At 70.9% G+C, this 20,199-nt stretch carries 22 protein-coding genes and 1 tRNA gene; 10 read left to right on the forward strand and 13 right to left on the reverse strand.

Going from position 1 to position 20,199, the window contains the following annotated elements; all coding sequences use genetic code 11:
* On the reverse strand, positions 1-199 hold a 199-nt coding region (locus AC2D9U_RS14985; protein WP_484750315.1), incomplete at its 3' end, for a transposase.
* Positions 200-235: 36 nt separating this feature from the next.
* On the opposite strand from AC2D9U_RS14985, the gene AC2D9U_RS14990 reads away from it, so the two are divergent.
* Both AC2D9U_RS14990 and AC2D9U_RS14995 read left to right on the forward strand, forming a co-directional pair.
* On the forward strand, positions 236-505 hold the full coding sequence (locus tag AC2D9U_RS14990; protein ID WP_484750317.1) for a TIGR02391 family protein: 270 nt from the start codon (positions 236-238) through the stop codon (positions 503-505).
* Between the two features lie 445 nt (positions 506-950).
* Positions 951-1,094, forward strand: coding sequence for a topoisomerase DNA-binding C4 zinc finger domain-containing protein (locus AC2D9U_RS14995; protein ID WP_484751188.1), 144 nt, complete (start codon positions 951-953; stop codon positions 1,092-1,094).
* A gap of 100 nt (positions 1,095-1,194) precedes the next feature.
* Here the strand turns inward: AC2D9U_RS14995 and AC2D9U_RS15000 are convergent.
* Positions 1,195-1,284 (reverse strand) — tRNA-Ser (locus AC2D9U_RS15000).
* Positions 1,285-1,414: 130 nt separating this feature from the next.
* Here AC2D9U_RS15000 and AC2D9U_RS15005 point away from each other — a divergent pair.
* The 7 genes from AC2D9U_RS15005 (at position 1,415) to AC2D9U_RS15035 (ending at position 7,528) form a co-directional block, all read left to right on the forward strand.
* Positions 1,415-2,932, forward strand: coding sequence for an acyl--CoA ligase (locus AC2D9U_RS15005; protein ID WP_484750319.1), 1,518 nt, complete (start codon positions 1,415-1,417; stop codon positions 2,930-2,932).
* The gene (locus AC2D9U_RS15010) at positions 2,929-3,906 is read left to right on the forward strand and encodes a 2-dehydropantoate 2-reductase (RefSeq protein ID WP_484750321.1); all 978 of its coding nucleotides are present in this window, start codon (positions 2,929-2,931) and stop codon (positions 3,904-3,906) included. Before AC2D9U_RS15005 ends, AC2D9U_RS15010 begins: the two co-directional genes overlap by 4 nt.
* On the forward strand, positions 3,906-4,607 hold the full coding sequence (locus tag AC2D9U_RS15015) for a helix-turn-helix domain-containing protein (protein WP_484750322.1): 702 nt from the start codon (positions 3,906-3,908) through the stop codon (positions 4,605-4,607). The genes AC2D9U_RS15010 and AC2D9U_RS15015 overlap by 1 nt, the downstream gene beginning before the upstream one ends.
* 135 nt (positions 4,608-4,742) lie before the next feature.
* The gene (locus tag AC2D9U_RS15020; protein ID WP_484750324.1) at positions 4,743-5,537 is read left to right on the forward strand and encodes a transporter substrate-binding domain-containing protein; all 795 of its coding nucleotides are present in this window, start codon (positions 4,743-4,745) and stop codon (positions 5,535-5,537) included.
* Between the two features lie 6 nt (positions 5,538-5,543).
* Positions 5,544-6,221, forward strand: a complete 678-nt coding sequence (locus AC2D9U_RS15025) for an ABC transporter permease (protein ID WP_484750326.1) — start codon at positions 5,544-5,546, stop codon at positions 6,219-6,221.
* A gap of 6 nt (positions 6,222-6,227) precedes the next feature.
* Complete coding sequence (locus tag AC2D9U_RS15030; RefSeq protein ID WP_484750328.1) at positions 6,228-6,911, forward strand: ABC transporter permease; 684 nt, start codon at positions 6,228-6,230, stop codon at positions 6,909-6,911.
* On the forward strand, positions 6,908-7,528 hold the full coding sequence (locus AC2D9U_RS15035; protein ID WP_484750329.1) for a hypothetical protein: 621 nt from the start codon (positions 6,908-6,910) through the stop codon (positions 7,526-7,528). The genes AC2D9U_RS15030 and AC2D9U_RS15035 overlap by 4 nt, the downstream gene beginning before the upstream one ends.
* Before the next feature lie 112 nt (positions 7,529-7,640).
* Here the strand turns inward: AC2D9U_RS15035 and AC2D9U_RS15040 are convergent, their stop codons facing one another.
* The 8 genes from AC2D9U_RS15040 to AC2D9U_RS15075 form a co-directional block, all read right to left on the reverse strand.
* Positions 7,641-8,414 carry a fumarylacetoacetate hydrolase family protein gene (locus tag AC2D9U_RS15040; RefSeq protein WP_484750331.1) on the reverse strand — a complete coding sequence of 258 codons (774 nt, stop codon included), beginning with the start codon at positions 8,412-8,414 and terminating at the stop codon, positions 7,641-7,643.
* The gene (locus AC2D9U_RS15045) at positions 8,411-9,334 is read right to left on the reverse strand and encodes an SAM-dependent methyltransferase (RefSeq protein WP_484750333.1); all 924 of its coding nucleotides are present in this window, start codon (positions 9,332-9,334) and stop codon (positions 8,411-8,413) included. Before AC2D9U_RS15045 ends, AC2D9U_RS15040 begins: the two co-directional genes overlap by 4 nt.
* Entirely contained in the window at positions 9,331-9,693 is a 363-nt protein-coding gene (locus AC2D9U_RS15050) for a DUF423 domain-containing protein (protein WP_484750335.1), read from the reverse strand. The genes AC2D9U_RS15045 and AC2D9U_RS15050 overlap by 4 nt, the downstream gene beginning before the upstream one ends.
* A 9-nt stretch (positions 9,694-9,702) precedes the next feature.
* Complete coding sequence (nfi, locus tag AC2D9U_RS15055) at positions 9,703-10,377, reverse strand: deoxyribonuclease V (RefSeq protein ID WP_484750337.1); 675 nt, start codon at positions 10,375-10,377, stop codon at positions 9,703-9,705.
* Between the two features lie 108 nt (positions 10,378-10,485).
* Positions 10,486-11,673, reverse strand: a complete 1,188-nt coding sequence (locus AC2D9U_RS15060; RefSeq protein ID WP_484750339.1) for a hypothetical protein — start codon at positions 11,671-11,673, stop codon at positions 10,486-10,488.
* 79 nt (positions 11,674-11,752) lie between these two features.
* A complete protein-coding gene (locus tag AC2D9U_RS15065) occupies positions 11,753-12,979 on the reverse strand; it encodes a hypothetical protein (RefSeq protein ID WP_484750341.1) in 1,227 nt (408 codons plus the stop codon).
* On the reverse strand, positions 12,976-13,956 hold the full coding sequence (locus tag AC2D9U_RS15070; protein WP_484750343.1) for a metal ABC transporter solute-binding protein, Zn/Mn family: 981 nt from the start codon (positions 13,954-13,956) through the stop codon (positions 12,976-12,978). The genes AC2D9U_RS15065 and AC2D9U_RS15070 overlap by 4 nt, the downstream gene beginning before the upstream one ends.
* A 69-nt stretch (positions 13,957-14,025) precedes the next feature.
* Entirely contained in the window at positions 14,026-14,784 is a 759-nt protein-coding gene (locus AC2D9U_RS15075; RefSeq protein ID WP_484750345.1) for a hypothetical protein, read from the reverse strand.
* 105 nt (positions 14,785-14,889) lie between these two features.
* On the opposite strand from AC2D9U_RS15075, the gene pip reads away from it, so the two are divergent.
* Positions 14,890-15,840 (forward strand): prolyl aminopeptidase, encoded by a 951-nt coding sequence (pip, locus tag AC2D9U_RS15080; protein ID WP_484750347.1) that lies wholly within the window; start codon positions 14,890-14,892, stop codon positions 15,838-15,840.
* A gap of 251 nt (positions 15,841-16,091) precedes the next feature.
* Here the strand turns inward: pip and recJ are convergent, their stop codons facing one another.
* Genes recJ through AC2D9U_RS15095 form a run of 3 tightly spaced genes read right to left on the reverse strand, consistent with a single transcriptional unit; the run spans position 16,092 to position 20,198 of the window.
* Positions 16,092-17,891, reverse strand: coding sequence for a single-stranded-DNA-specific exonuclease RecJ (gene recJ / locus AC2D9U_RS15085; protein ID WP_484750349.1), 1,800 nt, complete (start codon positions 17,889-17,891; stop codon positions 16,092-16,094).
* Positions 17,888-18,889, reverse strand: a complete 1,002-nt coding sequence (gene glpX / locus AC2D9U_RS15090) for a class II fructose-bisphosphatase (RefSeq protein WP_484750350.1) — start codon at positions 18,887-18,889, stop codon at positions 17,888-17,890. The genes recJ and glpX overlap by 4 nt, the downstream gene beginning before the upstream one ends.
* A gap of 19 nt (positions 18,890-18,908) precedes the next feature.
* A complete protein-coding gene (locus tag AC2D9U_RS15095; protein ID WP_484750353.1) occupies positions 18,909-20,198 on the reverse strand; it encodes a homoserine dehydrogenase in 1,290 nt (429 codons plus the stop codon).
* Position 20,199 lies beyond the last annotated feature (1 nt).

Genomic DNA, 20,199 nt, shown 5'->3' on the forward strand with positions numbered 1-20,199 from the left:
TGAGCTTGGCGTTCTCCTCTTCCAACGTCCGCAGCCGCTTGGCCTCAGTCACCTCAAGGCCGCCAAACTTGGCCTTCCACTTGTAGAAGGTCGCGCCGCTTATGCCGTGCCGCCGGCACACATCCGCCGTAGCCGCACCGGCCTCCTGCTCTTTCAAAATCCCGATGATCTGCTCATCGCTGAACCTACTGCGCTTCATTCGTCCGTCCTTCGCTGGATCGGACTCTACCGAAAAATGGCGCCGTTTCCGGGGAGCACGTCACGGGCCTTCAATCCAGAGAATGGCCCTCTCACTGATCCCTCTGCAGAGAGAGCAGAAAAAGAATCGGTCCGTGATTTGTTTGGTGGAGTATTCGGTGCCTACAAAAATCCGGCATCGCATCGGACGGTCAATCTCGACGATCCTACCGAAGCATTGGAAGTCGTCATGCTGGCGAATCATCTGCTTCGGATTGTCGACCGCCGGAGGGTGGCCCGCGACCAAACAATAAGCAGCGCCGGCTAGTGCAGGCCAGTGGCTACCAATCGCGGGGGGCGACGGGCCAACGAACATGCAGATGCGAAGGGGAGCACCCTGGCCCATGACCAACGTGGCGCGCAGCGTCGCAGGGCTTCGTGCCGTCTGCCGCGGATGCAACCACGAAGCTGAGGTCGCGAAGGAGAGGCTTGAGACCTGGTTGGAGGAGCCGCTGACAATGCGGAATGTCCGCAGGGTGTTGGCCAAGCTTTCCTGCGCGCGCTGCCGCGGCAAAATCTTCGATGCGTGGTCGGCGGGGGCAGGCGGCGAGCAACTATTGGCGGCTGACGAGCGGCAGGAGTGCCCGGAGTGCGGTTTGCCGCGCCTGCTGCCCGAGTTGAGGGCGCGCCCGCTTACGCGCGTTTGTGCCACTTGCGTCCCTGCTGTGAAAGAGCAGGAGGATGCCGCCAAAGCTGAGGGCTCACGCCACTCTATGCCGCCACTAGGGCACGAGACCTGCCCTCGCTGCGGCAAGCCCTCTGTCGTCCGGGAGGTCAAAGAAACGGGCGCCTACTTCCTCGGCTGCACGACGTTCCCACGTTGCAGGTGGACCCGCGACATGCCGACGGCGCGATAGCTGGACTGCACAGGTGCATGGGCTATCGCGCCGAGGGTGTGGGAACCAGTGTGGGAACAGGACTGAACAGTCCATCAAGCCACTGATGTAAAAGGATCTCTGGCGGAGAGGGTGGGATTCGAACCCACGGTAGGCTTGCACCTACTTCGGTTTTCGAGACCGACGCGATCGACCACTCCGCCACCTCTCCGCAGGCGGGACCCGCCCTATAATCGCAGCACGGGCGCCATGCAACCGCCCGGCAGCGCCTCCCGCCTTGCGCAAGACGCGCCACATCGGCATTCATCGCCAGGAAACCGGTTCCCAGGAAAGGTCGCAGCGTGAGCAACATCAGGACCGTCGGCGCCCTGCTCGAGACCGGTGAGGCCACGCGGCCCGCCATCCGCGCCACTGAAGGGCGCGAGAGCCTCTCCTTCGCCGCGCTCCGCGCCCTCGCCGCCAGCACCGTCGCCCGGCTGAACGCGCTCGGCATCGGGCGGAATGACCGGGTGGCCATCGTGCTCCCGAACAGCCCGGAAATGGCCACCGCCTTCCTCACCATCGCCGCCGGCGCCACCACCGCCCCCCTCAACCCGGCCTATCGGCTCGAGGAATTCGAATTCTACCTCGCCGACCTCAAGGCCTCCGCCCTCGTCGTCGCCAAGGGGGTTGAGACACCGGCCCGCGCGGCGGCGGAGAAGCTCGGCATCACCATCCTGGAACTCGTCCCCGGCGCCGCGGCCGGCGCCTTCACGCTGGAGGGCGGCTCGCCCGGCACCGCGGCGCATCCGGGCATGGCCCAGCCCGATGACGTGGCGCTCGTGCTGCATACCTCGGGCACCACGGCGCGGCCCAAGATCGTGCCGCTGACGCAGACCAACATCACCGCCTCCGCCCGGCACATCGGCGCGACGCTGGCGCTCTCGCCCGGCGATGCCTGCCTCAACGTCATGCCGCTGTTCCACATCCACGGGCTGATCGCCGCCGTGCTCTCCTCGGTCGGCGCGGGGGGGGCGGTGATCTGCACGCCGGGCTTCGACGCGCTGAAATTCTTCCGCTGGCTCGATGAGGAACGGCCGAGCTGGTACACGGCCGTGCCCACCATGCACCAGACCATCCTGACGCGCGCCGGCCGCAATGCCGAGATCATCGCGCGCGCCCGGCTGCGCTTCATCCGCTCTTCCTCCGCCTCCCTCCCCGGCCCCGTGATGCGCCAGATGGAGGAGACCTTCGGCTGCCCGCTGGTCGAGAGCTACGGCATGACCGAGGCCTCGCACCAGATGGCCTCCAACCCGCTCGCCGGCCCGCGCAAGCCGGGCCTGGTGGGCCTGCCGGCCGGGCCGGAAGTGGCGATCATGGGCGATGATGGCGAGATCCTGCCCCAGGGCGAGATCGGCGAGGTCGTGATCCGCGGCCCCAACGTCACGCCCGGCTACGAGGCCAACCCCGAAGCCAACGCCAAGGCCTTCCACAAGGGCTGGTTCCGCACCGGCGACCAGGGGATGCTGGATGAGGACGGCTTCCTCATGCTCACGGGCCGGCTGAAAGAGCTGATCAATCGCGGCGGCGAGAAGGTCAGCCCGCTCGAGGTCGATGGCATCCTCTCCGACCATCCGGCGGTGGCGCAGGCGCTGACCTTCGCCATCCCGCACAGCAAGCTGGGCGAGGAGGTCGGCGCCGCCGTCGTGCTGCGCGAGGGCATGGCGCTGACCGAGCGCGAGCTGCGCGACTTCGCCGCCCAGCACCTGGCCGACTTCAAGGTGCCGCGGAAGGTCGTCTTCCTGCCGGAGATCCCGAAGGGTGCGACCGGCAAGCTGATGCGCATCGGCCTCGCTGAGAAGCTGGGGCTGTCGCTGTGAAGATCTGCATCTTTGGCGCCGGCGCGATCGGCGGGCTGATGGCGGCGAAGCTCGCCGCGAAGGGCGAGGCCGAGGTCACGGTCATCGCGCGCGGGCCGCATCTGGCGGCGATGCAGGCGCATGGGCTGAAGCTGCGCAGCGAAGGAAGCGAGACCACCGTCTATCCGCGCTGCGTCGCCACGGCCGAGGAGGCCGGGCCGCAGGATTATGTGGTGGTGACGCTGAAGGCGCATTCGCTCCCCGGCGCGGCGCAGCAGATGCAGCCGCTGCTGGGGCCGGAGACGGCGATCGTCTCGGCCGTCAACGGCATCCCCTGGTGGTATTTCCACGCCTTCGCGGGCGAACATGCCGGGCGGCGCGTGCACAGCGTGGATCCGGGCGGCGTCGTCTCCGCCCTGCTCCCGCCCGCGCGCGCCATCGGCTGCATCGTCTATCCGGCCGCCGACGTGCCGGAGCCCGGCGTGATCGAGCACACCTATGGCGATCGCTTCACGCTGGGCGAGCCTTCGGGTGAGCGCACGCCGCGCATCACCGCGCTGTCGGAGGCGCTGATCAGCGCCGGCTTCAAGGCGCCGATCCGGCCCAAGATCCGCGACGAGATCTGGGTGAAGCTCTGGGGCAACCTCGCCTTCAACCCGATCAGCGCGCTGACGGGGGCGACGCTCGATGTGATCACCTCGGACCCCGGCCAGCGCGGCATCGCGCGCGCGATGATGCTCGAGGCGCAGGCGATCGGCGAGAAGCTCGGCGTGCGCTTCGGCATCGACGTGGACAAGCGCATCGCCGGCGCGGCGGAGGTCGGCGCGCACAAGACCTCGATGCTGCAGGACCTGGAGCGCGGCCGGCCGATGGAGATCGACGCGCTGCTCGGCGTGATCGTGGAGTTCGCGACCCTCACCGGCATCCCCGCGCCGACCTGCGAGACGGTGCTGGCGCTGGTGCGCGCGCGCGGACGCAGCGCGGGTTGCTATTGATGGCAGGGCGGCGGGCCGCGCCGGAACGGCAAGCGGCACCACCGCCCGGGCGCGGCCGCGCCCAGCGCCGGCGCAACCCGGCCGCCGCGGCGCCGGATGACGCCGCGGCCGAAGATGCCCCGCCCGGCACCGCCGCGCAGATCAGCGTCGCACTCGGGGCCGAAGTGCGCGCCCTGCGGCGCAACCTGGCTCTCAGTTCCACGGACCTGGCGAAGCAGGCGGGGCTGTCGCTCGCGATGCTCTCGCGCATCGAGAGCGGCGCCGCCGCGCCTTCGCTCGCCAGCCTGGCCGCCCTGGCCGAGGCGCTGGGCGTGCCGGTCGCGCGGCTCTTCGCCAAGCATGACCGGCAGCGCGATGTCTCCTACGTCCAGGCCGGTCGCGGCGTGCGCGTGGCGCGCCAGGGCAGCCGGGCGGGGCATACCTATGAACTTCTCGGCCACGCGCTCTCCGGCCCGGTCGTGGTCGAGCCCTACATCGTCACGCTCGATGATCTGGCGAAGCCGCATCCGAGCTTCCAGCATTCCGGGACCGAGTTGCTCTACATGCTGCGCGGGCGCATGACCTACCGCTACCAGGGCAGTGTCCTGACCCTGGGTCCGGGCGATACGCTGGTGTTCGACGCCAACGCCATCCATGGGCCCGAGGCCCTGCTGGCGCGGCCGATCGTCTATCTGTCGATCTGCATGAATTTGCGGAGCTGAGTCGGACGCCGGACCGAAAATTTTGCATCACATGCAAAATAGTTGAATTCTGTTGACATCATCCGCGCCACCACACCAGCCTTCCCTCGTAAGCAGCCAGCCCATGCAGGCATGGCGCAATGGGGGGAACAGGACATGCAGGGCAATCATTGCACCAGGCGTGCGCTCGGCGCAGCAGCCTTCGGCGTGGCGACGGCGCTGGCGGCGCCCGGGGCCAGGGCGCAGAACCGCCCGCGCCTGCGCTTCGCGGTCGAGGGCGCCAACCCGCCCTGGAACTTCGTCACCCCCCAGGGCCAGGTCGCCGGCATCGATGTCGAGATCGCCAACGAGATCTGCCGCCGCCTGGACGTGACCTGCGAGGTCATGGCGCAGAACTGGGACGGCATCATCCCCGGCCTACTGGCGAACCGCTTCGACGCCATCATCGCGGGCATGGCGATGACCCCCGCGCGGCGCGAGCGCGTGGCCTTCACCGACCAGTACCGCCGCATCATCTCAACCTTCATCGCCCAGCGCGGGCGCTTCACCGATGTCTCGCCGGCGGCGCTGCGCGGGCGGCGCATCGGCGTGCAGCGCGGCGCCTCCCAGCACATCTGGATGCAGCGCGCCGGCTATGAGCAGACCGCGACCATCGTGCTCTACGACACGGTGGGCGGGCCGGAACTCGATCTGCTGGCCGGGCGGCTCGACCTGATCGTGATGAACAAGATCACCGCCCATCTGGGCCTGATGCAGCGCCCCGAGGCGCGCAACCTGGAATTCGTCGGCCCCGAATTGTTCGGCGGCGACCTGGGCGACGGGGCCGGCATCGCGCTGCGCAAGGAGGACACGGAATTGCTGGCGCGGCTGAACCGCGTGCTGGCCGAGATCGTGGCCGATGGCACGCTGCCGCGGCTGTATGGGCGCCATATCCCCTTCCGCCTGCTCTGATCGGCGATGGAGGCGCTGCGCCAGGGCTTCGCGCTGCAATTGCTCTGGGGCGCGGGGCTGACGGTGGCGCTGGCGCTGGCCGCCATCCTGGTCGGCACGCTGATCGGGCTGGTCATGGCGCTGGCGAAGCTGCGCGGCGGCCGCGCGCTCGGGATGGTGGCGGAGGCCTACACCACCGTGGTGCGCGGCGTGCCCGACCTGTTGGTGATCTTCCTGATCTATTTCGGCGGCACGGTGTCGCTCTCGCGGCTGCTGGGCCAGCCGGTGAACCTCGATCCCTTCTCCGCCGGCGTGGCCGCACTGGCCTTCGTCTTCGGCGCCTATGCCACCGAGATCCTGCGCGGCGCCATCCTGGGCGTCGCGCGGGGCCAGGTGGAGGCCGCGCGCGCGCTCGGCCTGCGCCCGGCCCAGGCCTTCCGCTTCGTCATCCTGCCCCAGGCCTGGCGGCTGGCGCTGCCGCCCTTCGGCAACCAGTCGATCATCCTGACCAAGCAGACCTCGCTGGTCTCGGTGATCGGGCTGGAGGAGATCATGCGCAAGGCGCAGATCGGCGCGGGCTTCACCAATGAGCCCTTCACCTATTTCGCGGTCGCGGCACTGCTCTACCTGATGATCACCATGGCCATGACCCTGGCGCTGCGCGCGGCCGAGGCGCGTGCGGCGCGCGGCCTGGCGCGGGGGTAGGGCGCGATGCTCGACCTCGCTTTGATGCAGCAGGCCCTGCCGAGACTGCTCGAGGGGCTGCACCTGACCGTGCTGCTGACCTTGGCGGTGCTGGCCGTCGGCCTGGTGCTGGCGCTGCCGCTCGCGCTTGCGCATCGCTCGGCGCGGCGCTGGCTGCGCCTGCCGGCCGAAGCCTACATCCTGCTCTTCCGCGGCACGCCGGCGCTGGTGCAGGTGTTCCTGCTCTACTACGGCGCGGGCCAGTTCGCGGCGGTGCGCGAGAGCGCGCTCTGGCCGATCCTGCGCGAGCCCTTCTGGTGTTTCGTCATCGCGCTCGGGCTGAACGCCACCGCCTATGTCGGCCAGTTGCTGTCGGGGGCGCTGCGCAACCTGCCGCAGGGCGTGCAAGAAGCCGCCCTCGCCCTCGGCCTTTCGCGCTGGCAGGCGCTTTGGAACGTGCGCCTGCCGCTGGCGGTCCGCCAGATCGTGCCCGCCCTGGGCAATGAGGCCATCCTGACGCTGAAGGCGACCTCGCTTGCCTGTACCATCACCCTTCTGGAGTTGACCGGCATGGCCCGCAACGTCATCGCCTCCACCTTCGCGCCCTATGAGGTCTTCCTGGTGGCCGGGGCGATCTACCTTGCCCTCACCTTCGCGCTGACGCGCGCCTTCGCGGCCTTCGAGGCCCGGCTGCGGATCCCGGGCGCATGAGCACCGCCCCGCTGGCCGCGCCAAGGCCGCGCTTCGTCACCATCGGTCCCGGCACGAACCATGATGTCGTCGCGCGCGCCTATCTCAGCCTGCACGGGCTGGATGGCGCGCATCTCGCCTTCGTGGCAATGCCCGATGCGGGCGTCGCGATGATCCTGCGCGGTGAGGCCGATTTCCTGCTGTTGTGCAGCGTGCACCCCGATGCGGCGCGGATCACCGGCGAGAATTTCCGCCGGCTGTTCATCGTCGATACCTTCATCTCGCCGAGCAAGACGCTGGCGGTGCTGACCCGGCGCGGCGTGACGCGGCCGCGCTCGCTCGGCCTGTTCGGCCCCACCCGCCCCTATGTGGACACCAGCCGCTGGGAGGAGGTGGTGGTGGAACAGGCCGGCTCCATCGTCACGGTCGGCGAGGCGCTGCTGCGCGGCGCCTATGATTCCGCGCTGGTCTACCTCGACTATGCCGAGCGCTATCCGGATCGGTTCGAGGTCACGGAGGTGATCGGCTCGCCCGATGACGCCTGGGTGGTGTTCGGCACGGCGCGGGCCTCCACGGGCGGGGTGGTGGCCGCGCGGGACAGCGCGGTGGCGCGCGCGGTGCGCGGGGCCAGCGCCTAGAGCACGCTGCGTTCTCATGAACGCAGCTCGTGCTCTAGAAACCATTGAATCTAGAGCAAGAAATGCGTTCAGCGTCGCGGCAGCGCCGCGACCCATCTGAACGCATATTGCTCTATCCGGGCTGAAACATGTTCTTCAGCGTGCCGATGCCGGGGATGGTGACCTCCACCACCATGCCCGGGCGCATCGGCAGCGCGCCGAGCGAGGTGCCGCAGGCGATCAGGTCGCCGGGTTCCAGCGTCATTTCGCGCGAGAGCAGCGAGACGATGCGCGCGGGCGGCAGGATCATGTCGTCGCAGCGGTAGTTCTGCCGCACACGACCGTTGAGCGCGACGCTGATGGTCAGATCGCGCCAGTCCAGCCCCGTGGCGATGGCGGGGCCGACGGGGCCGAAGCTGTCGCAGCCCTTCGCCCGCGCCCATTGGGGAAAACTCGGATCGGCGTTGAGCAGGTCGAGCGCCGTCACGTCGTTCACGCAGGTCAGGCCGAAGATCGCGGCCTCGGCCTCGGCTTCCGACACATCCTTGCAGCGCCGGCCGATGACCAGGCCGAGTTCGCCCTCATAGATCGTGCGGCCTTCATAGCTGGCGGGGGGCAGGATCGCGGCCTCGGGGCCGATGATGCTGCCGGGCGACTTCAGGAAATACAGCGGCACGTCGGGGATGGCGTTGCCCTGCTTGGCCGCGGCCTCGCGGAAATTGTTCCACAGCCCAATGAACCGCACCGGCTGCACGGGGGCGAGCAGCGTGACCTCGGCGAGCGGAAGCACCGTACCGGTCGGTGTCGGCGCGTTGAAGAGATCGCCGCTGTGGACAGCGATTTCTTCGCCGTCCAGCGTGCCGAAGCCGGTCGCGCCGGCATGGGAGAAGCGCACCCAGAGGGTCATGGCGAAGGGCCTCCTGCCAGTCTTGCGAAGGTGAGTTCGTGCTTGTTGTGCGCGCCGTGGAACAGGATCGCGCCGGGGATGGCGGCGAAATCCGCGGCCACCGCGTGGTCGGTCTCGCCCTGGAACTTGATGGTGCAGACGAAGTTGCGCGCGGCCTCGGCGGCGATCCAGGCCCGCACAAGGGCGAGCAGCCGCGCCGGGTAGCAGATCACGTCGCTGAACAGCCAATCGACGCGCGCCTCGGTGCGGGGGTCGATGCCGAAGGCGCTCTCCAGCCGCTGCGACACGCCCGGCAGGGCGAGCACACCCGCATCGATCGGCGCCTTGTCCACCGCCACCACCTGCGCGCCCAGCTTGGCGATCACCCAGGACCATCCGCCGGGCGCCGCGCCGAGATCGAGGCAGTGCTCGCCTGGGCCGGGGTGCACGCCGAGCCGCGTCAGCGCCTCCCACAGCTTGAGATAGGCGCGCGAGGGCGGGCCTGCCTTGTCCTCCACGAACTGCACCGCGCCGTTGACGAAGGGGCTGGTCTTGGTCGGGCTGGCCAGCATCCGGTCTGGCGCCAGCAGCGTCCAGGCGCCGAGATGGCCGGTCGGCGCGGGTTCGGGGAAGGTCAGCGGGCGCGCCTTCACCGGCGGCAGGCGCTCGGCGATCAGGGCACACCGGCGGTGATGCGCGGCGTCGTAGAGCGCCCAGTTGCGCTGGATGGCGCGCAGCGCATCGGCGGCGGATTTCACCGAGGCGACGGCGATCTCGCGGGGGGCGGTCCAGACCTCCAGGGCCCAGGCGGCAGGTGCGGGCGGGTCGGGCGAGAGGGCGAGCCGGCCATGCCAGGCGGAGACGCGCTGGCCACGCCGCGCCAGCTCCTCCGCCAGCGGCTGCTCGAAACCCTCGGCGGCGAGGTAGGCGGAGGCGATCACTTGCTGGGCGCCAACGCGGCGGCCGCCGCCAGCACGCCCCAGCCGATGAGCAGCGCTGTGCCGCCCAGCGGCGTCACCAGGCCGACCGAGAGATCGCTCAGCACCCGCAGATAGACGCCGCCGCAGAAGGCCAGCGTGCCGAAGGCGAAGCAGCCCGCCGCGACATGCACCAGCGGCCCGCGGCGCCGTTCCGCCAACAGCCCGCAGCCGAGCAGCGCCAGCGCGTGCCAGACCTGGAGCGAGGCGCCGGTATTCGCGAGGGCGGCCGTCTCGGGCGGCAGGCCGTGGCTGGCATAGGCGGCCATCGCCACCGCCACCAGCCCCGACAGGGCGCCGAGAACCATCCAGAGTCGTGCCATGCGGCGTGGTTACCGCGCGCCGGCCTGCGCCGCCAGACGCACCCGCGTGGCCGCGTCATGCGCCTGGCGCGTGGGCTCGGGCAGGCGGCGGCCGCGCAGGCAGGCGCGCACCCAGGCCAGCGCCGTCTCCAGCGCGACGCGATGGCCGACCGAGACGTAGAGCGGATTGGCCCGTGCCCGGCTGCGCAGGGCCATGCCGATCACGCGCCCCTGCCAGAGGATCGGCGCGGTGGCCCCGGCCTCCGGCCCCAGCCCCGCGACCTCACCCACCAGCAGCGACTTCGCCACGCCGATGGTCGGCCGGTCCAGCACCACGCCCAGATGGCTCGCCACGCCCAACCCGCGGGGATGCGCGAACCCATGCCCATCGACCAGGATCAGGTCCGGCTGCACCGGTAAGGCAGCGAAGGCCTCGACCAGCGCCGGCACCTCGCGGAAGCCGAGCAGGCCGGGGATGTAGGGCAGGCCGCCCCGATGCGTCGCCCCGGCCTCGCCCAGCGGGTCCAGCGTGGCGGCATCGAGGGCCACCATCGCCGCATGAACGCTGCGCGTGGCGTCGAAGCGCAGCGTCGAGACATCCGCGCCCCCCAGCACCCGCACCGGGCCGAGCGCATCCCGCGCGACCACCCGCGCGGCAAGCTCGGGCTGCGCCGCCCGCGCGTCAGAAGGGGTCAGTACTCGCATTTTTTCCCGGTACTGGCGGACCACGAAGTGGTCCGAGGCCGCGAATGCGGCCCGCCGCCAATGCGGCGAGCCAAGCCGGCGGATGCCGGCGCCCGGCGCTTGAGGGCATCAAAATGTCGCGCGCCAGGAGAGCAGGCTCAGCGCCGCATCCACCGTGCCGCGGCCGCCCTCCTCGCGCGCATAGCGGTTGCGCGACCAGCCGACATCGATGGAGAAGCCATGCGGCAAGGCCCGCCCCACCGTCACCTCGACATAGCTCTCGCGCGGCACCTGGTTGATGGTGCGGCTGCGCTGGTCGGTCTGCCAGGCGGCGGTGGCGCGCCAATCGCCGTAGCTGGTCCGTGCGCCCAGCGTGGCCAGGGTACGGCGCTCGCTGAGGGGGGCGGGCTCGGTGACGTCCGGGTCCTCGGTCGCGACCTCGGTGCGCGGGCGGCCGCCGGCATTCCAGAAGCGCACGGCCTCGGCGAAGAGCAGCGTGCGCCAATCCTCGTTCCAGGGGATCTCCTGCGCCAGGGAGAGCCCCACCGCCGTCTCGCGCGCCGTGCCGTCCCGCCCGGCGCCGCGCGACATCACGCTCGCCATGTAGGTGAAGCCCGGCAGGGCGGCGATCTCCTCGCCGGAGAGTGCGGCCGCGACATTGTCGAGCCGCCCGGTATTGCCCGCGCCGCCCTGGCCCGCGCTGTTGCGCGAATAGCGGTCGGCCTCGTCGCGCCCGAAGCGCTTGCGCGTGACGTAGGTATTCGCCAGCGAGGTCGTGTCCCAGGTGAAGACCGCGGCGGCCAGGCGGTGCACGCCCACCCCCTCGGCATCGTCCAGCAGCGTCAGCGTGGCGCCGAAACCGAGGCTCTCGGTGAGTTCGTAATCCGAGACCCAGTCGCGCAGCCGGATGCCGGGCGCATTGGCATGGGTGAAGCCGAAGGGCGCGGTGAACTTGCCGGCCTGGAATTGCAGCCGCTCCTGCGCCTGCCAGGTGGCGTAGAGCGTGGCGACCCAGGCGCCCTGGTCCTGGAAGGCGCGGTCCTGGCCCTCGGTCGGCCCGCCCGCCACCGGCTCGAACTTGATGGAACCCAGCACCGAGACGCTCTCCGTCAGGCGCAGCGTCGAGGCGAGCTCGGTCTTGGTGTAGAGGTCGGCGTAGCGGCGGTTGCGGTCCGTCGCACGGTAATTCGACACGCCGAAGAGGTTGACCGCCAGCTCGCTCTCCAGGCTGGGGCGGAAGCCGGCATCCAGCCGCACCTCCTGCGCCATCGCCGCCCCCGGCAGGGCCAGCAGCATGCCAACCAGAAGCTTCCTCATGCGCCAGATCCCATCAGGGCCACCAAAAGACCTGGATGCTAGCAGATCGGAGGTTGACGAAAGGCCCTGCCTCGCCGGTTCAGGGTCCGCGCCAGCCCAGGCGGAAGAGCAAGGCGTGGGAGGTGCCGAGCCCGCCCGCCTCCTCCCGCGCGTAGCGGCCATACTGGTAGCCGACATCGAGGCCGAAGCCCCAGCCGAGGTCATGCCCCACCGAGACCTCGACATAGTTCTCGGTCGGCAGGGTCTCGATGCTGCGCTTGCGCTGGTCGCGCTGCCAGGCAAGCGTGCCGCGCCACTCGCCGATCCGGTGCTGCGCGCCGAGCGTGGTGAAGGTGCGGCGCTCGCGGATCGTGGTCTCCAGCGTCTCCTCGATCTCGTCGCCGGTGTCGGGATCGAAGCCGAGCAGCGTGATCTCCGTGCGCGGGCGCGCGGCGGCGTTGCGGTACTGCACGGCCTCGGCGAAGAAGAGCGTCGATTGCTCGGCGCTCCAGCGCTGCTGGTAGCGCAACGCGCCCGCATAGCCCCATTCGCGCGCCGTGCCGTCGATGCCCTGGCCGCGCGTCACCACGCCCAGGTGGTAGGACAGGCCCGGCGCCCAGGCGAAGCCATCGCCATCCAGCGCCAGCGCGGCGCTGTCGAGCTGCCCGGTATTGGCCGGCCCGCCCTGCGCGCGGGTGTTGCGGTTGAAGCGCTCATAGCGCTCATCGCAGCAGCTGCGCCGCGTCATCCAGGTGGAGGAGAGGAAGGTGCGGTCCAGCGTGAAGGCCGCGACCGAGATGTCGTGCTCGCCCAGGCTCGGGTCCGAGAGGAAGGTATAGGTGCCGCCTACGCCCAGGCTGTCGGTGATGGCCGAGACCTCATGCGCGCGGATGCGCGTGAGGATGCCGGGGAAGTCGTGATGGCCGCGCGCGAAGGGCGCCACGAAGCGCCCGCCCTGCAGGGTCAGCCCATCCTCTGGCTTCCACTCGGCATAGAGCGCCTCGAGGAAGGCGGATTGGCGGCGGAAGCCGATGGTCCCGCCCTGCGGGAAGCCACCCAGCGCATCGCCCTCGCCGATCGGCTCCAGCGCCAGCACGGCCTGGATCGAGAAATTCGGCGCGAGGTGCAGCCCCGCGGCGATCTCGCCATAGAGGAACATGCTGGTGCCGCCGCGGTCGCGATCCGTCGCGCTGGTGGTGCCCACGCCGTAGAATCCGATATAGACCTCGGTCGAGACATGCGGCTGGAAGCCGGCAAAGGGCCGGACCTCCTGCGCGGCGGCCAGGCCGGGCAGCGCCAGCAGCGCGCCGACCACAAGCGCCCTCACGCCGGGTTCCCCCGCATCGCCGTGACCAGCAGCCCGACATTGTGGCGGAACATCGCCTCATAGCTCGGCGCCGGGCCCGCGGGTTCGGAGAGCGCGTCGGCATAGAGCCGCCCGCGCACCGTCACGCCGGCCTCGCGCGCCAGGCGCTGGAGTGTGGCGGGGTTGCCCATGTTCTCCATGAAGACGGCGGTGATGTTCTGCTCGCGGATCATGCGGATCAGCCGCGCGACCTCGGCCGCGCTCGGCTCGGCCTCGGTGGACACCCCCTGGGGGGCGAGGAAGGTGATGCCGTAGGCGACGCCGAAATAGCCGAAGGCGTCGTGGCTGGTCACGACCTTGCGCCGCGCCTCGGGCACCGCGCCGATCTCGGCCCGCACCCAGGCATCCAGCGCCTCGAGCCGGGTGATGTAGGCGGCAGCCGCGGCCTCATAGGCGGCGGCATTCGGCGCATCGGCGAGGCCGAGGCCGCGGGCGATGTTACGCACATAGGTCACGCCCAGGCGCAGATCCTGCCAGGCATGGGGGTCGGGCACCATGCGCGGGCCGACGGAGTGGTTCTGCCGCCTTTCCGCCCCGCCGCCATGCGCATGGGAATGGCCGTGGGAATGGGCCGGCATCTGGCGCGGCGTGATGCCCTCGGTCGTCACCACCTGCGGGCCGCGGAAATTGCCGGCGCGCAGCATCCGCTCGAACCAGCCATCGAAACCCAGGCCGTTGCGCACCACCAGCGCCGCACCGCGCAGCGCCTCGGCATCCGAGGGCCGGGGCTGGAAGGTATGCGCATCGGCATTCGCCCCGGCGATGGTGCGCAGCCTTACGCGGTCGCCCGCCACTTCCCGGACCATGTCGCCGAGGATGGAGAAGCTGGCCACCACCGCCGGGGTCTGCGGGGCGGGGCTTTGCGGGCGGGGCGCCTGCGCGCGGGCGAGCGTGGGCAGCAACAGGGCAGGCAGGGCGAGCAGGGAACGCCGGCGCATCGGGGCCTCGAGTGGTAATGTTATACTATAACGCTACCCACCCAGACCCGGTTCGGCAAGAGGGACCGCTCAGCCCCCCCGGAACAGCCGCTTCAGCTTCGCCCAGACACCCTCGCTCTGCGCCGGCATCGCCCCGCGGCCATGCGTCACATGCGGGCGGCGCGAGGGCGGGGGCAGGGCGCTCGCCACCGTATGGCGGCCCGAATCCTGCGCCTCGATCAGCCGCCGCTCGAGCATGATGACCTGCGCCACGGCCTCCGGCGGTTCGGATTGCGCGAGCAACGCCGCGGTGCTGCCGGCATCGCCCCAGGCCTCGGCCCGGCGCAGCGCATCGACGATCCGCACCGTCTGCTCGGCATCCAGCGGCGGCCCGCCGCGCCACAGCGCCACCGCATCCAGCCGCCAGGCGCGCGCGAGTTCAGGCCGGCCGAGGTCATCGGCCACCCAGGCGGCCTGCAGCGTGGCTTCGGCCGCCGCGTGCATCGCCCCCGTTTCTTCCAGCACCAGCCCCCAGGCGAGGAAACGCCGCGCCAAAGGCGGGATGGCGTTGTCCGCCAGCAGGGCGCGGAAGGGCGCGGCGCGCACCGCCTCGGCCGCGGCCGGATGCGCCCGGGTGATATCGGGCGCGGCATAGCCGCAGCCCGGGCATTGCTGCAGCCAGCGCGCCATGGTGGAGCGCACCGGCTCGCCCGGCCGCAGATCCAGATCCGGCGCCTGCTCGGGCGGGCTCGGGCGGAAAGGGGCGTGCCGGCTCTCCGTGCCGCAGACGGCACACCGGATGGTACCGGCGGTCGCGGCCTTGGAACCGGCCGGAGGGGTCTCGGCCATGGTCACAACCTAGTCACGATGCGCGCCGGGGCGAAGGGGGCGGGCGGGCGAATCCGTGCAATCCGCCCATTGCAAGGGGCCACCCGCCCCCCGTAAACCACCGCCATGCCCCGCGGCGACCTCTTCCCCGACATTGCCCCTTTCGAAACCGGGCTGCTGCCGCTCTCGGCCGGCCACGTCATGTACTGGGAGCAGGTCGGCAACCCGCGCGGCCAGCCCGCCCTGTTCCTGCATGGCGGGCCCGGCGCCGGCGCCGGCGCCATCCACCGCCGCTTCTTCGATCCGGCGCATTGGCGTGTGGTGATCTTCGACCAGCGCGGCGCCGGACGCTCCCGCCCGCTCGGCGAATTGCGCGACAACACCACGCCGCACCTCGTCGCCGACATCGAGGCGCTGCGCCGCTTCCTCGGCATCGAGAAATGGCTGCTCTTCGGCGGCTCCTGGGGCAGCACCCTGGCGCTGGCCTACGCCCAGGCCCATCCCGAACGCGTCACCGGCTGCGTGCTGCGCGGCGTCTTCCTCGGCCGGCCCAGCGAGGTCGAGTGGTTCCTCTACGGGCTGCGCCGCATCTTCCCCGACGCCTGGGCCGCCTTCGCCGAACACATCCCCGCCGCCGAACGCGGCGATCTGCTGAACGCCTACCTCAAGCGCCTGTGCGACCCCGACCCGGCGATCCACCAGCCCGCCGCCCGCGCCTGGAGCCTCTACGAAGGCTCCTGCTCCACCCTGCTGCCCAGCCCGGAAACCGTCGCCAGTTTCGCCCAGGACCGCAGCGCCCTGGGCCTCGCCCGCATCGAGGCCCACTACTTCAAGCACGACCTCTTCCTGCGCCCCGGCGGGCTGCTCGCCGGCATGGGGGAGATCGCCCATATCCCGGCCGAGATCATCCAGGGCCGCTACGACATGGTCTGCCCCTGCGACACCGCCTTCGACCTGGCCGCCGCCTGGCCCCGCGCCCGCCTGACCATGGTGCCGGACGCGGGACACTCGGCCCTGGAACCCGGCGTGCGCACCGCCCTGGTCGCGGCAGTCGAACGCTTCCGGCGACGCGGTTAGGGCGGATCCGTTCGGATTTGTGCCCCTCACTCGCGTCGTGCCGAAGGCACGCCTGTGGCGTGACGCGGGCCGCATCCGCGGCCCTTGGCTTCGTCATGCCGAAGGCATGCTCCGCGCATGGCGCATAAGCCGCGGCGCGCCTTCGCGCGCTCGGCCCTTCGGGCCGCAGGTCGGAACTTCCTGCGCTTGGCATTGTGCCGGGCCGTGCTCGCATGCAGGCCGCGCCAACGGAGCGTGTACGCCGATGCCGCTCAGGATACCGGCGCCGCGTCCACCACCTGGAAGCTCGCCGTCACATTGTCGTTCCAGCTTTCCGCGCGCAGATGTCCGGCCAGGTGCAGCAACCCGCCGCCGAGCAGCGCCGCGCCGAGCGGGCCGTCCTTCACGCGGAAGCACACCGCCTTGAGCCGCCCCCCCGCGCCCTGGGCGCCGCCCTCGCCCTCTAGGAAGGCGCGCACCGTCGCCCCCTCCTTGCCGACGCGATCGGCGCGCACCACGCGGGCGCGGGCCAGCACGAAGGTCGGTTCCTCATTGCCCGCGCCGAAGGGGGCGAGGCGGCTGACCTGCTGTGCCGTCTCCACCGTCGCGCCCTGCACCGCGAGCGTGCCCTCGATGCCAAGATCGGCGGCGCCCGGCAGCACCGCGGCATGGCTGAGCCGTTCGTCGAGGAAGGCGTGGAACTCGCCCTCGCGCTCGGCGCGGAAGGAGAAGCCGGCCGCCATCGGGTGGCCGCCGCCGGTCTCGAGCAGCCCCATCTGCCGCGCGGCGATGATCGCGCTGCCCAGATCCACGCCCGCGACCGAACGGCCCGAGCCCTTGGCGAGCCCGCCCGAGAGCCCCGCGACCAAAGCGGGGCGGTTGAACTTTTCCTTGATGCGGCCAGCGACGATGCCGACCACGCCGGGGTGCCAGCCCTCGCCCACCACCAGCAGCACCGGGTGGCCGCGCTGGGCCTGCTGCTCGGCGGCGGCGAAGGCCGCGCCCAGCACATCGGCCTCGACCTCCTGCCGGCGCTTGTTCACGTCGTCCAGCGTCTCGGCCATGGCGCGGGCCTCGATCTCATCATCCTCGACCAGCAGGCGCAGGCCGAGATCGCTCTGCGCGATGCGGCCCGAGGCGTTGATGCGCGGGCCGAGCATGTAGCCCAGCGTATGCGCGCTCGGCGCGTCCTTCGCCTGCGCCACGGCGAGCAGGGCGGCGATGCCGGCACGCTCGCGCCGCGCCATCACCTTCAGCCCCTGCGTGACCAGTGCGCGGTTCAGCCCGGTCAGCGGCATCACGTCGCAGACCGTCGCCAGCGCCACCAGGTCGAGCAGTGATTTCAGGTCGGGCTCGGGCCGGGCGGCGAAATGGCCACGCCGGCGCAACTCGCGCACCGTCGCGACGGCGGCGAGGAAGGCGACCGCGCCCGCGCAGAGATGGTTGAGGCCCGAACGGTCATCGAGCCGGTTCGGATTCACCGCGGCGCGCACGCGCGGCACCGCGCCCTCGGCCTTGTGGTGATCGAGGATGACGATGTCGGCCCGCCCCTCGGCGGCGGCGAGCGCACCGGCCGCGGCGATGCCGCAATCGACGGTGACGATCAGGCTCGCCCCGCGATCGCACAGCGCCGCGATGGCGGGGCCATTCGGGCCGTAGCCCTCCTTCAGCCGATCCGGAACATAGTGCATCACGGCGCAGCCGAGCTCGCGCAGCAGCCGCACCATCAGCGCGCCGGAGCAGGCGCCATCCACATCGTAATCGCCGAACACCGCCACCGTCTCGGCGCGCTGCACCGCATCGGCGAGCCGCACGGCGGCGTCATCCATGTCGGTCAGCACGGAAGGGTCGGGCAGCAGCGCGCGCAGCGTGGGCTCGAGGAAATCCGCCGCCGTGTCGAGCGTGATGCCGCGCCCGGCGAGCAGCCTGCCCACCAGTTCCGGCACCGCGAGGCGCTGCGCGATGGCGAGGCCGGTGCGCGCCTCGCCCTGCCGCCAGATCCAGCGCCGCCCGGTGAGCGATCGCGCGACGCCGAGCACCAGCCCGGCGTCGTTCTCCGCCGTTGCGCTCAACCGGCGAAGGCCGCGGGCTTCAGCGCGAAATTGTGGTGGCCCTCGACATAGCGCACCGTGCCCGACTTGCTGCGCATGACGATGGAATGGGTGACCGCACCCGAGCCGAAATGCCGCACGCCGCGCAGCATCGGGCCCGTGGTCACGCCGGTGGCGGCGAACATCACATCGCCCTTGGCCATGTCGGTCATGCCGTAGATGCGGTTGGGGTCGGTGACCCCCATCTCGCGGGCGCGGGCCACCTGCTCCTCATTCTCGAACAGCAGCCTTCCCCACATCTGCCCGCCGATGCAGCGCAGCGCGGCGGCCGCCAGCACGCCCTCGGGCGCGCCGCCGCTGCCCATGTAGATGTCCACGCCCGTCTCCGGCTGGGAGACGGCGACGACGCCCGAGACATCGCCATCGGGGATCATCATGATGCGCGCGCCGGCCATGCGGGCGCGCTTCACGATCTCCTTGTGCCGGTCGCGATCGAGCAGGCAGACGACGAGGTCGGAGACGTCACGCCCCTTGGCCTTGGCGAGGTTCTTCAGGTTCTCCTCGACGCTGGCCTCGAGGCTGACGCAATCCGCGGGCAGGCCCGGGCCGACGGCGAGCTTGTCCATGTACACGTCCGGCGCGTGCAGGAAGCCGCCCTTGGAGGCGAGTGCCACGCAGGCCATGGCGTTGGGCCCGCCCTTGGCGGTGATGGTCGTGCCCTCCAGCGGATCGACCGCGATGTCCACCTCCGGCCCGCCGCCGGCCTTGGCGTAGAGGCCGACCTTCTCGCCGATGTAGAGCATCGGCGCCTCATCCATCTCGCCCTCGCCGATCACGACGGTGCCGGAGATGGCCACCGTGTCGAAGGCGCGGCGCATCGCTTCCACGGCGGCGCCATCGGCGGCGTTCTTGTCGCCCCGGCCCATCCAGCGGCTGGCGGCAAGCCCCGCGGCCTCGGTCACGCGCACCAGTTCGAGCGCGAGGTTGCGATCGACATGCACCTGCTGGGAATCGGACATTGCGGTTCTTCCTTGGACGTCAGAGGGTTTCGATGCGGATGAGCGCCGGCTTCTCGACCACTGCCTCCAGCGCCTCGATCCGGGCAATGGCGGCGCGCATCTGGCTTTCCTCGCAATCATGCGTGGTGACCACGACGGGCACGGCCTCGCCCGGCGCGCGGCCGCGCTGGAGCATGGATTCCAGGCTGATCGCGTTGTCGCGCAGCGCGGCAGTGACATCGGCGATCACGCCGGGGCGGTCCACCACCATCAGCCGCAGGTAATAGGCGCCCACGCGCCGCGCCATCGGCACGGAAGGCAGGTGCGAGAGCGCCGATTGCGCCACGCCCCAGACCGGCGTCGCGCGGTTGCGCGCGATGTCGATCAGGTCCGCCACCACGGCACTCGCGGTCGGCCCCGCGCCGGCGCCGCGGCCTTCCAGCACGAGCCGGCCGACGAAATCGCCCTCCGCCACCACGGCGTTGAACACGCCATCGACGCGCGCGATCGGGTGCGCGATGGGCACCATGCAGGGATGCATCCGCGTCTCGATCCCGGCCTCGGTGCGGCGCGCGATGCCGAGCAGCTTGATGCGGTAGCCGAGTTCCTCGGCCAGCTTGATGTCGAGCGCGGAGACCGAGCGGATGCCCTCGACATGCACCGAGCCGAAATCCACCGGCCGGCCGAAGGCCAGCGCGGCCAGGATCGCCAGCTTGTGCGCGGCGTCGATGCCATCGACGTCGAAGCTGGGATCGGCTTCCGCGTAGCCGAGCTTCTGGGCTTCGCTCAGCGCCTGCGCGAATTCGATGCCGCGCTCGCGCATCTGGGTCAGGATGTAGTTGCAGGTCCCGTTCAGGATGCCCATGACGCGGGAGATGTCGTTGGCCGCGAGGCCCTCGCGCAGCGCCTTGATGGCGGGGATACCGCCGGCCACCGCGGCCTCATAGGCCAGCGTCACGCCCTTGGCGTCGGCGAGCGCGGCAAGCTCGGCGCCATGCGTGGCGAGCAGCGCCTTGTTCGCGGTGACCACGGGCTTGCCGGCCTTGAGCGCGGCGCGCACGAGATCGGCGGGCGGGCCTTCGGTGCCGCCGATGCACTCGACCACGACATCGACATTGGCGTCGTGCGCGAGTGCGACGGCATCCTCATACCAGCGCAGCCCGGCGACCGAGACGCCGCGATCGCGCGTGCGGTCGCGCGCCGCCACCGCGGTCACGATGATCGGCCGGCCCGCGCGCGCGGCGACGGTGGCGGCGTTGTCGCGCAGCAGGGTAAGCACGCCGGCGCCAACAGTTCCGAGCCCGGCGACACCAATCGAGAGAGGCTTCATG

It is taken from the genome of Roseomonas sp. TF40 (assembly GCF_057219975.1).

What these genes read in the sequence shown, in the direction of transcription:
- AC2D9U_RS14990 (WP_484750317.1), top strand. Translation starts at nt 236, where the DNA reads ATGGCGCCGTTTCCGGGGAGCACGTCACGGGCCTTCAATCCAGAGAAT.
- AC2D9U_RS15095 (WP_484750353.1), bottom strand. Translation starts at nt 20,198, where the DNA reads ATGAAGCCTCTCTCGATTGGTGTCGCCGGGCTCGGAACTGTTGGCGCC.
- AC2D9U_RS14995 (WP_484751188.1), top strand. Translation starts at nt 951, where the DNA reads ATGCCGCCACTAGGGCACGAGACCTGCCCTCGCTGCGGCAAGCCCTCT.
- AC2D9U_RS15040 (WP_484750331.1), bottom strand. Translation starts at nt 8,414, where the DNA reads ATGACCCTCTGGGTGCGCTTCTCCCATGCCGGCGCGACCGGCTTCGGC.
- AC2D9U_RS15035 (WP_484750329.1), top strand. Translation starts at nt 6,908, where the DNA reads ATGAGCACCGCCCCGCTGGCCGCGCCAAGGCCGCGCTTCGTCACCATC.
- AC2D9U_RS15030 (WP_484750328.1), top strand. Translation starts at nt 6,228, where the DNA reads ATGCTCGACCTCGCTTTGATGCAGCAGGCCCTGCCGAGACTGCTCGAG.
- pip (WP_484750347.1), top strand. Translation starts at nt 14,890, where the DNA reads ATGCCCCGCGGCGACCTCTTCCCCGACATTGCCCCTTTCGAAACCGGG.
- AC2D9U_RS15015 (WP_484750322.1), top strand. Translation starts at nt 3,906, where the DNA reads ATGGCAGGGCGGCGGGCCGCGCCGGAACGGCAAGCGGCACCACCGCCC.
- AC2D9U_RS15025 (WP_484750326.1), top strand. Translation starts at nt 5,544, where the DNA reads ATGGAGGCGCTGCGCCAGGGCTTCGCGCTGCAATTGCTCTGGGGCGCG.
- nfi (WP_484750337.1), bottom strand. Translation starts at nt 10,377, where the DNA reads ATGCGAGTACTGACCCCTTCTGACGCGCGGGCGGCGCAGCCCGAGCTT.
- AC2D9U_RS15050 (WP_484750335.1), bottom strand. Translation starts at nt 9,693, where the DNA reads ATGGCACGACTCTGGATGGTTCTCGGCGCCCTGTCGGGGCTGGTGGCG.
- AC2D9U_RS15075 (WP_484750345.1), bottom strand. Translation starts at nt 14,784, where the DNA reads ATGGCCGAGACCCCTCCGGCCGGTTCCAAGGCCGCGACCGCCGGTACC.
- AC2D9U_RS15070 (WP_484750343.1), bottom strand. Translation starts at nt 13,956, where the DNA reads ATGCGCCGGCGTTCCCTGCTCGCCCTGCCTGCCCTGTTGCTGCCCACG.
- AC2D9U_RS15020 (WP_484750324.1), top strand. Translation starts at nt 4,743, where the DNA reads ATGCAGGGCAATCATTGCACCAGGCGTGCGCTCGGCGCAGCAGCCTTC.
- AC2D9U_RS15060 (WP_484750339.1), bottom strand. Translation starts at nt 11,673, where the DNA reads ATGAGGAAGCTTCTGGTTGGCATGCTGCTGGCCCTGCCGGGGGCGGCG.
- glpX (WP_484750350.1), bottom strand. Translation starts at nt 18,889, where the DNA reads ATGTCCGATTCCCAGCAGGTGCATGTCGATCGCAACCTCGCGCTCGAA.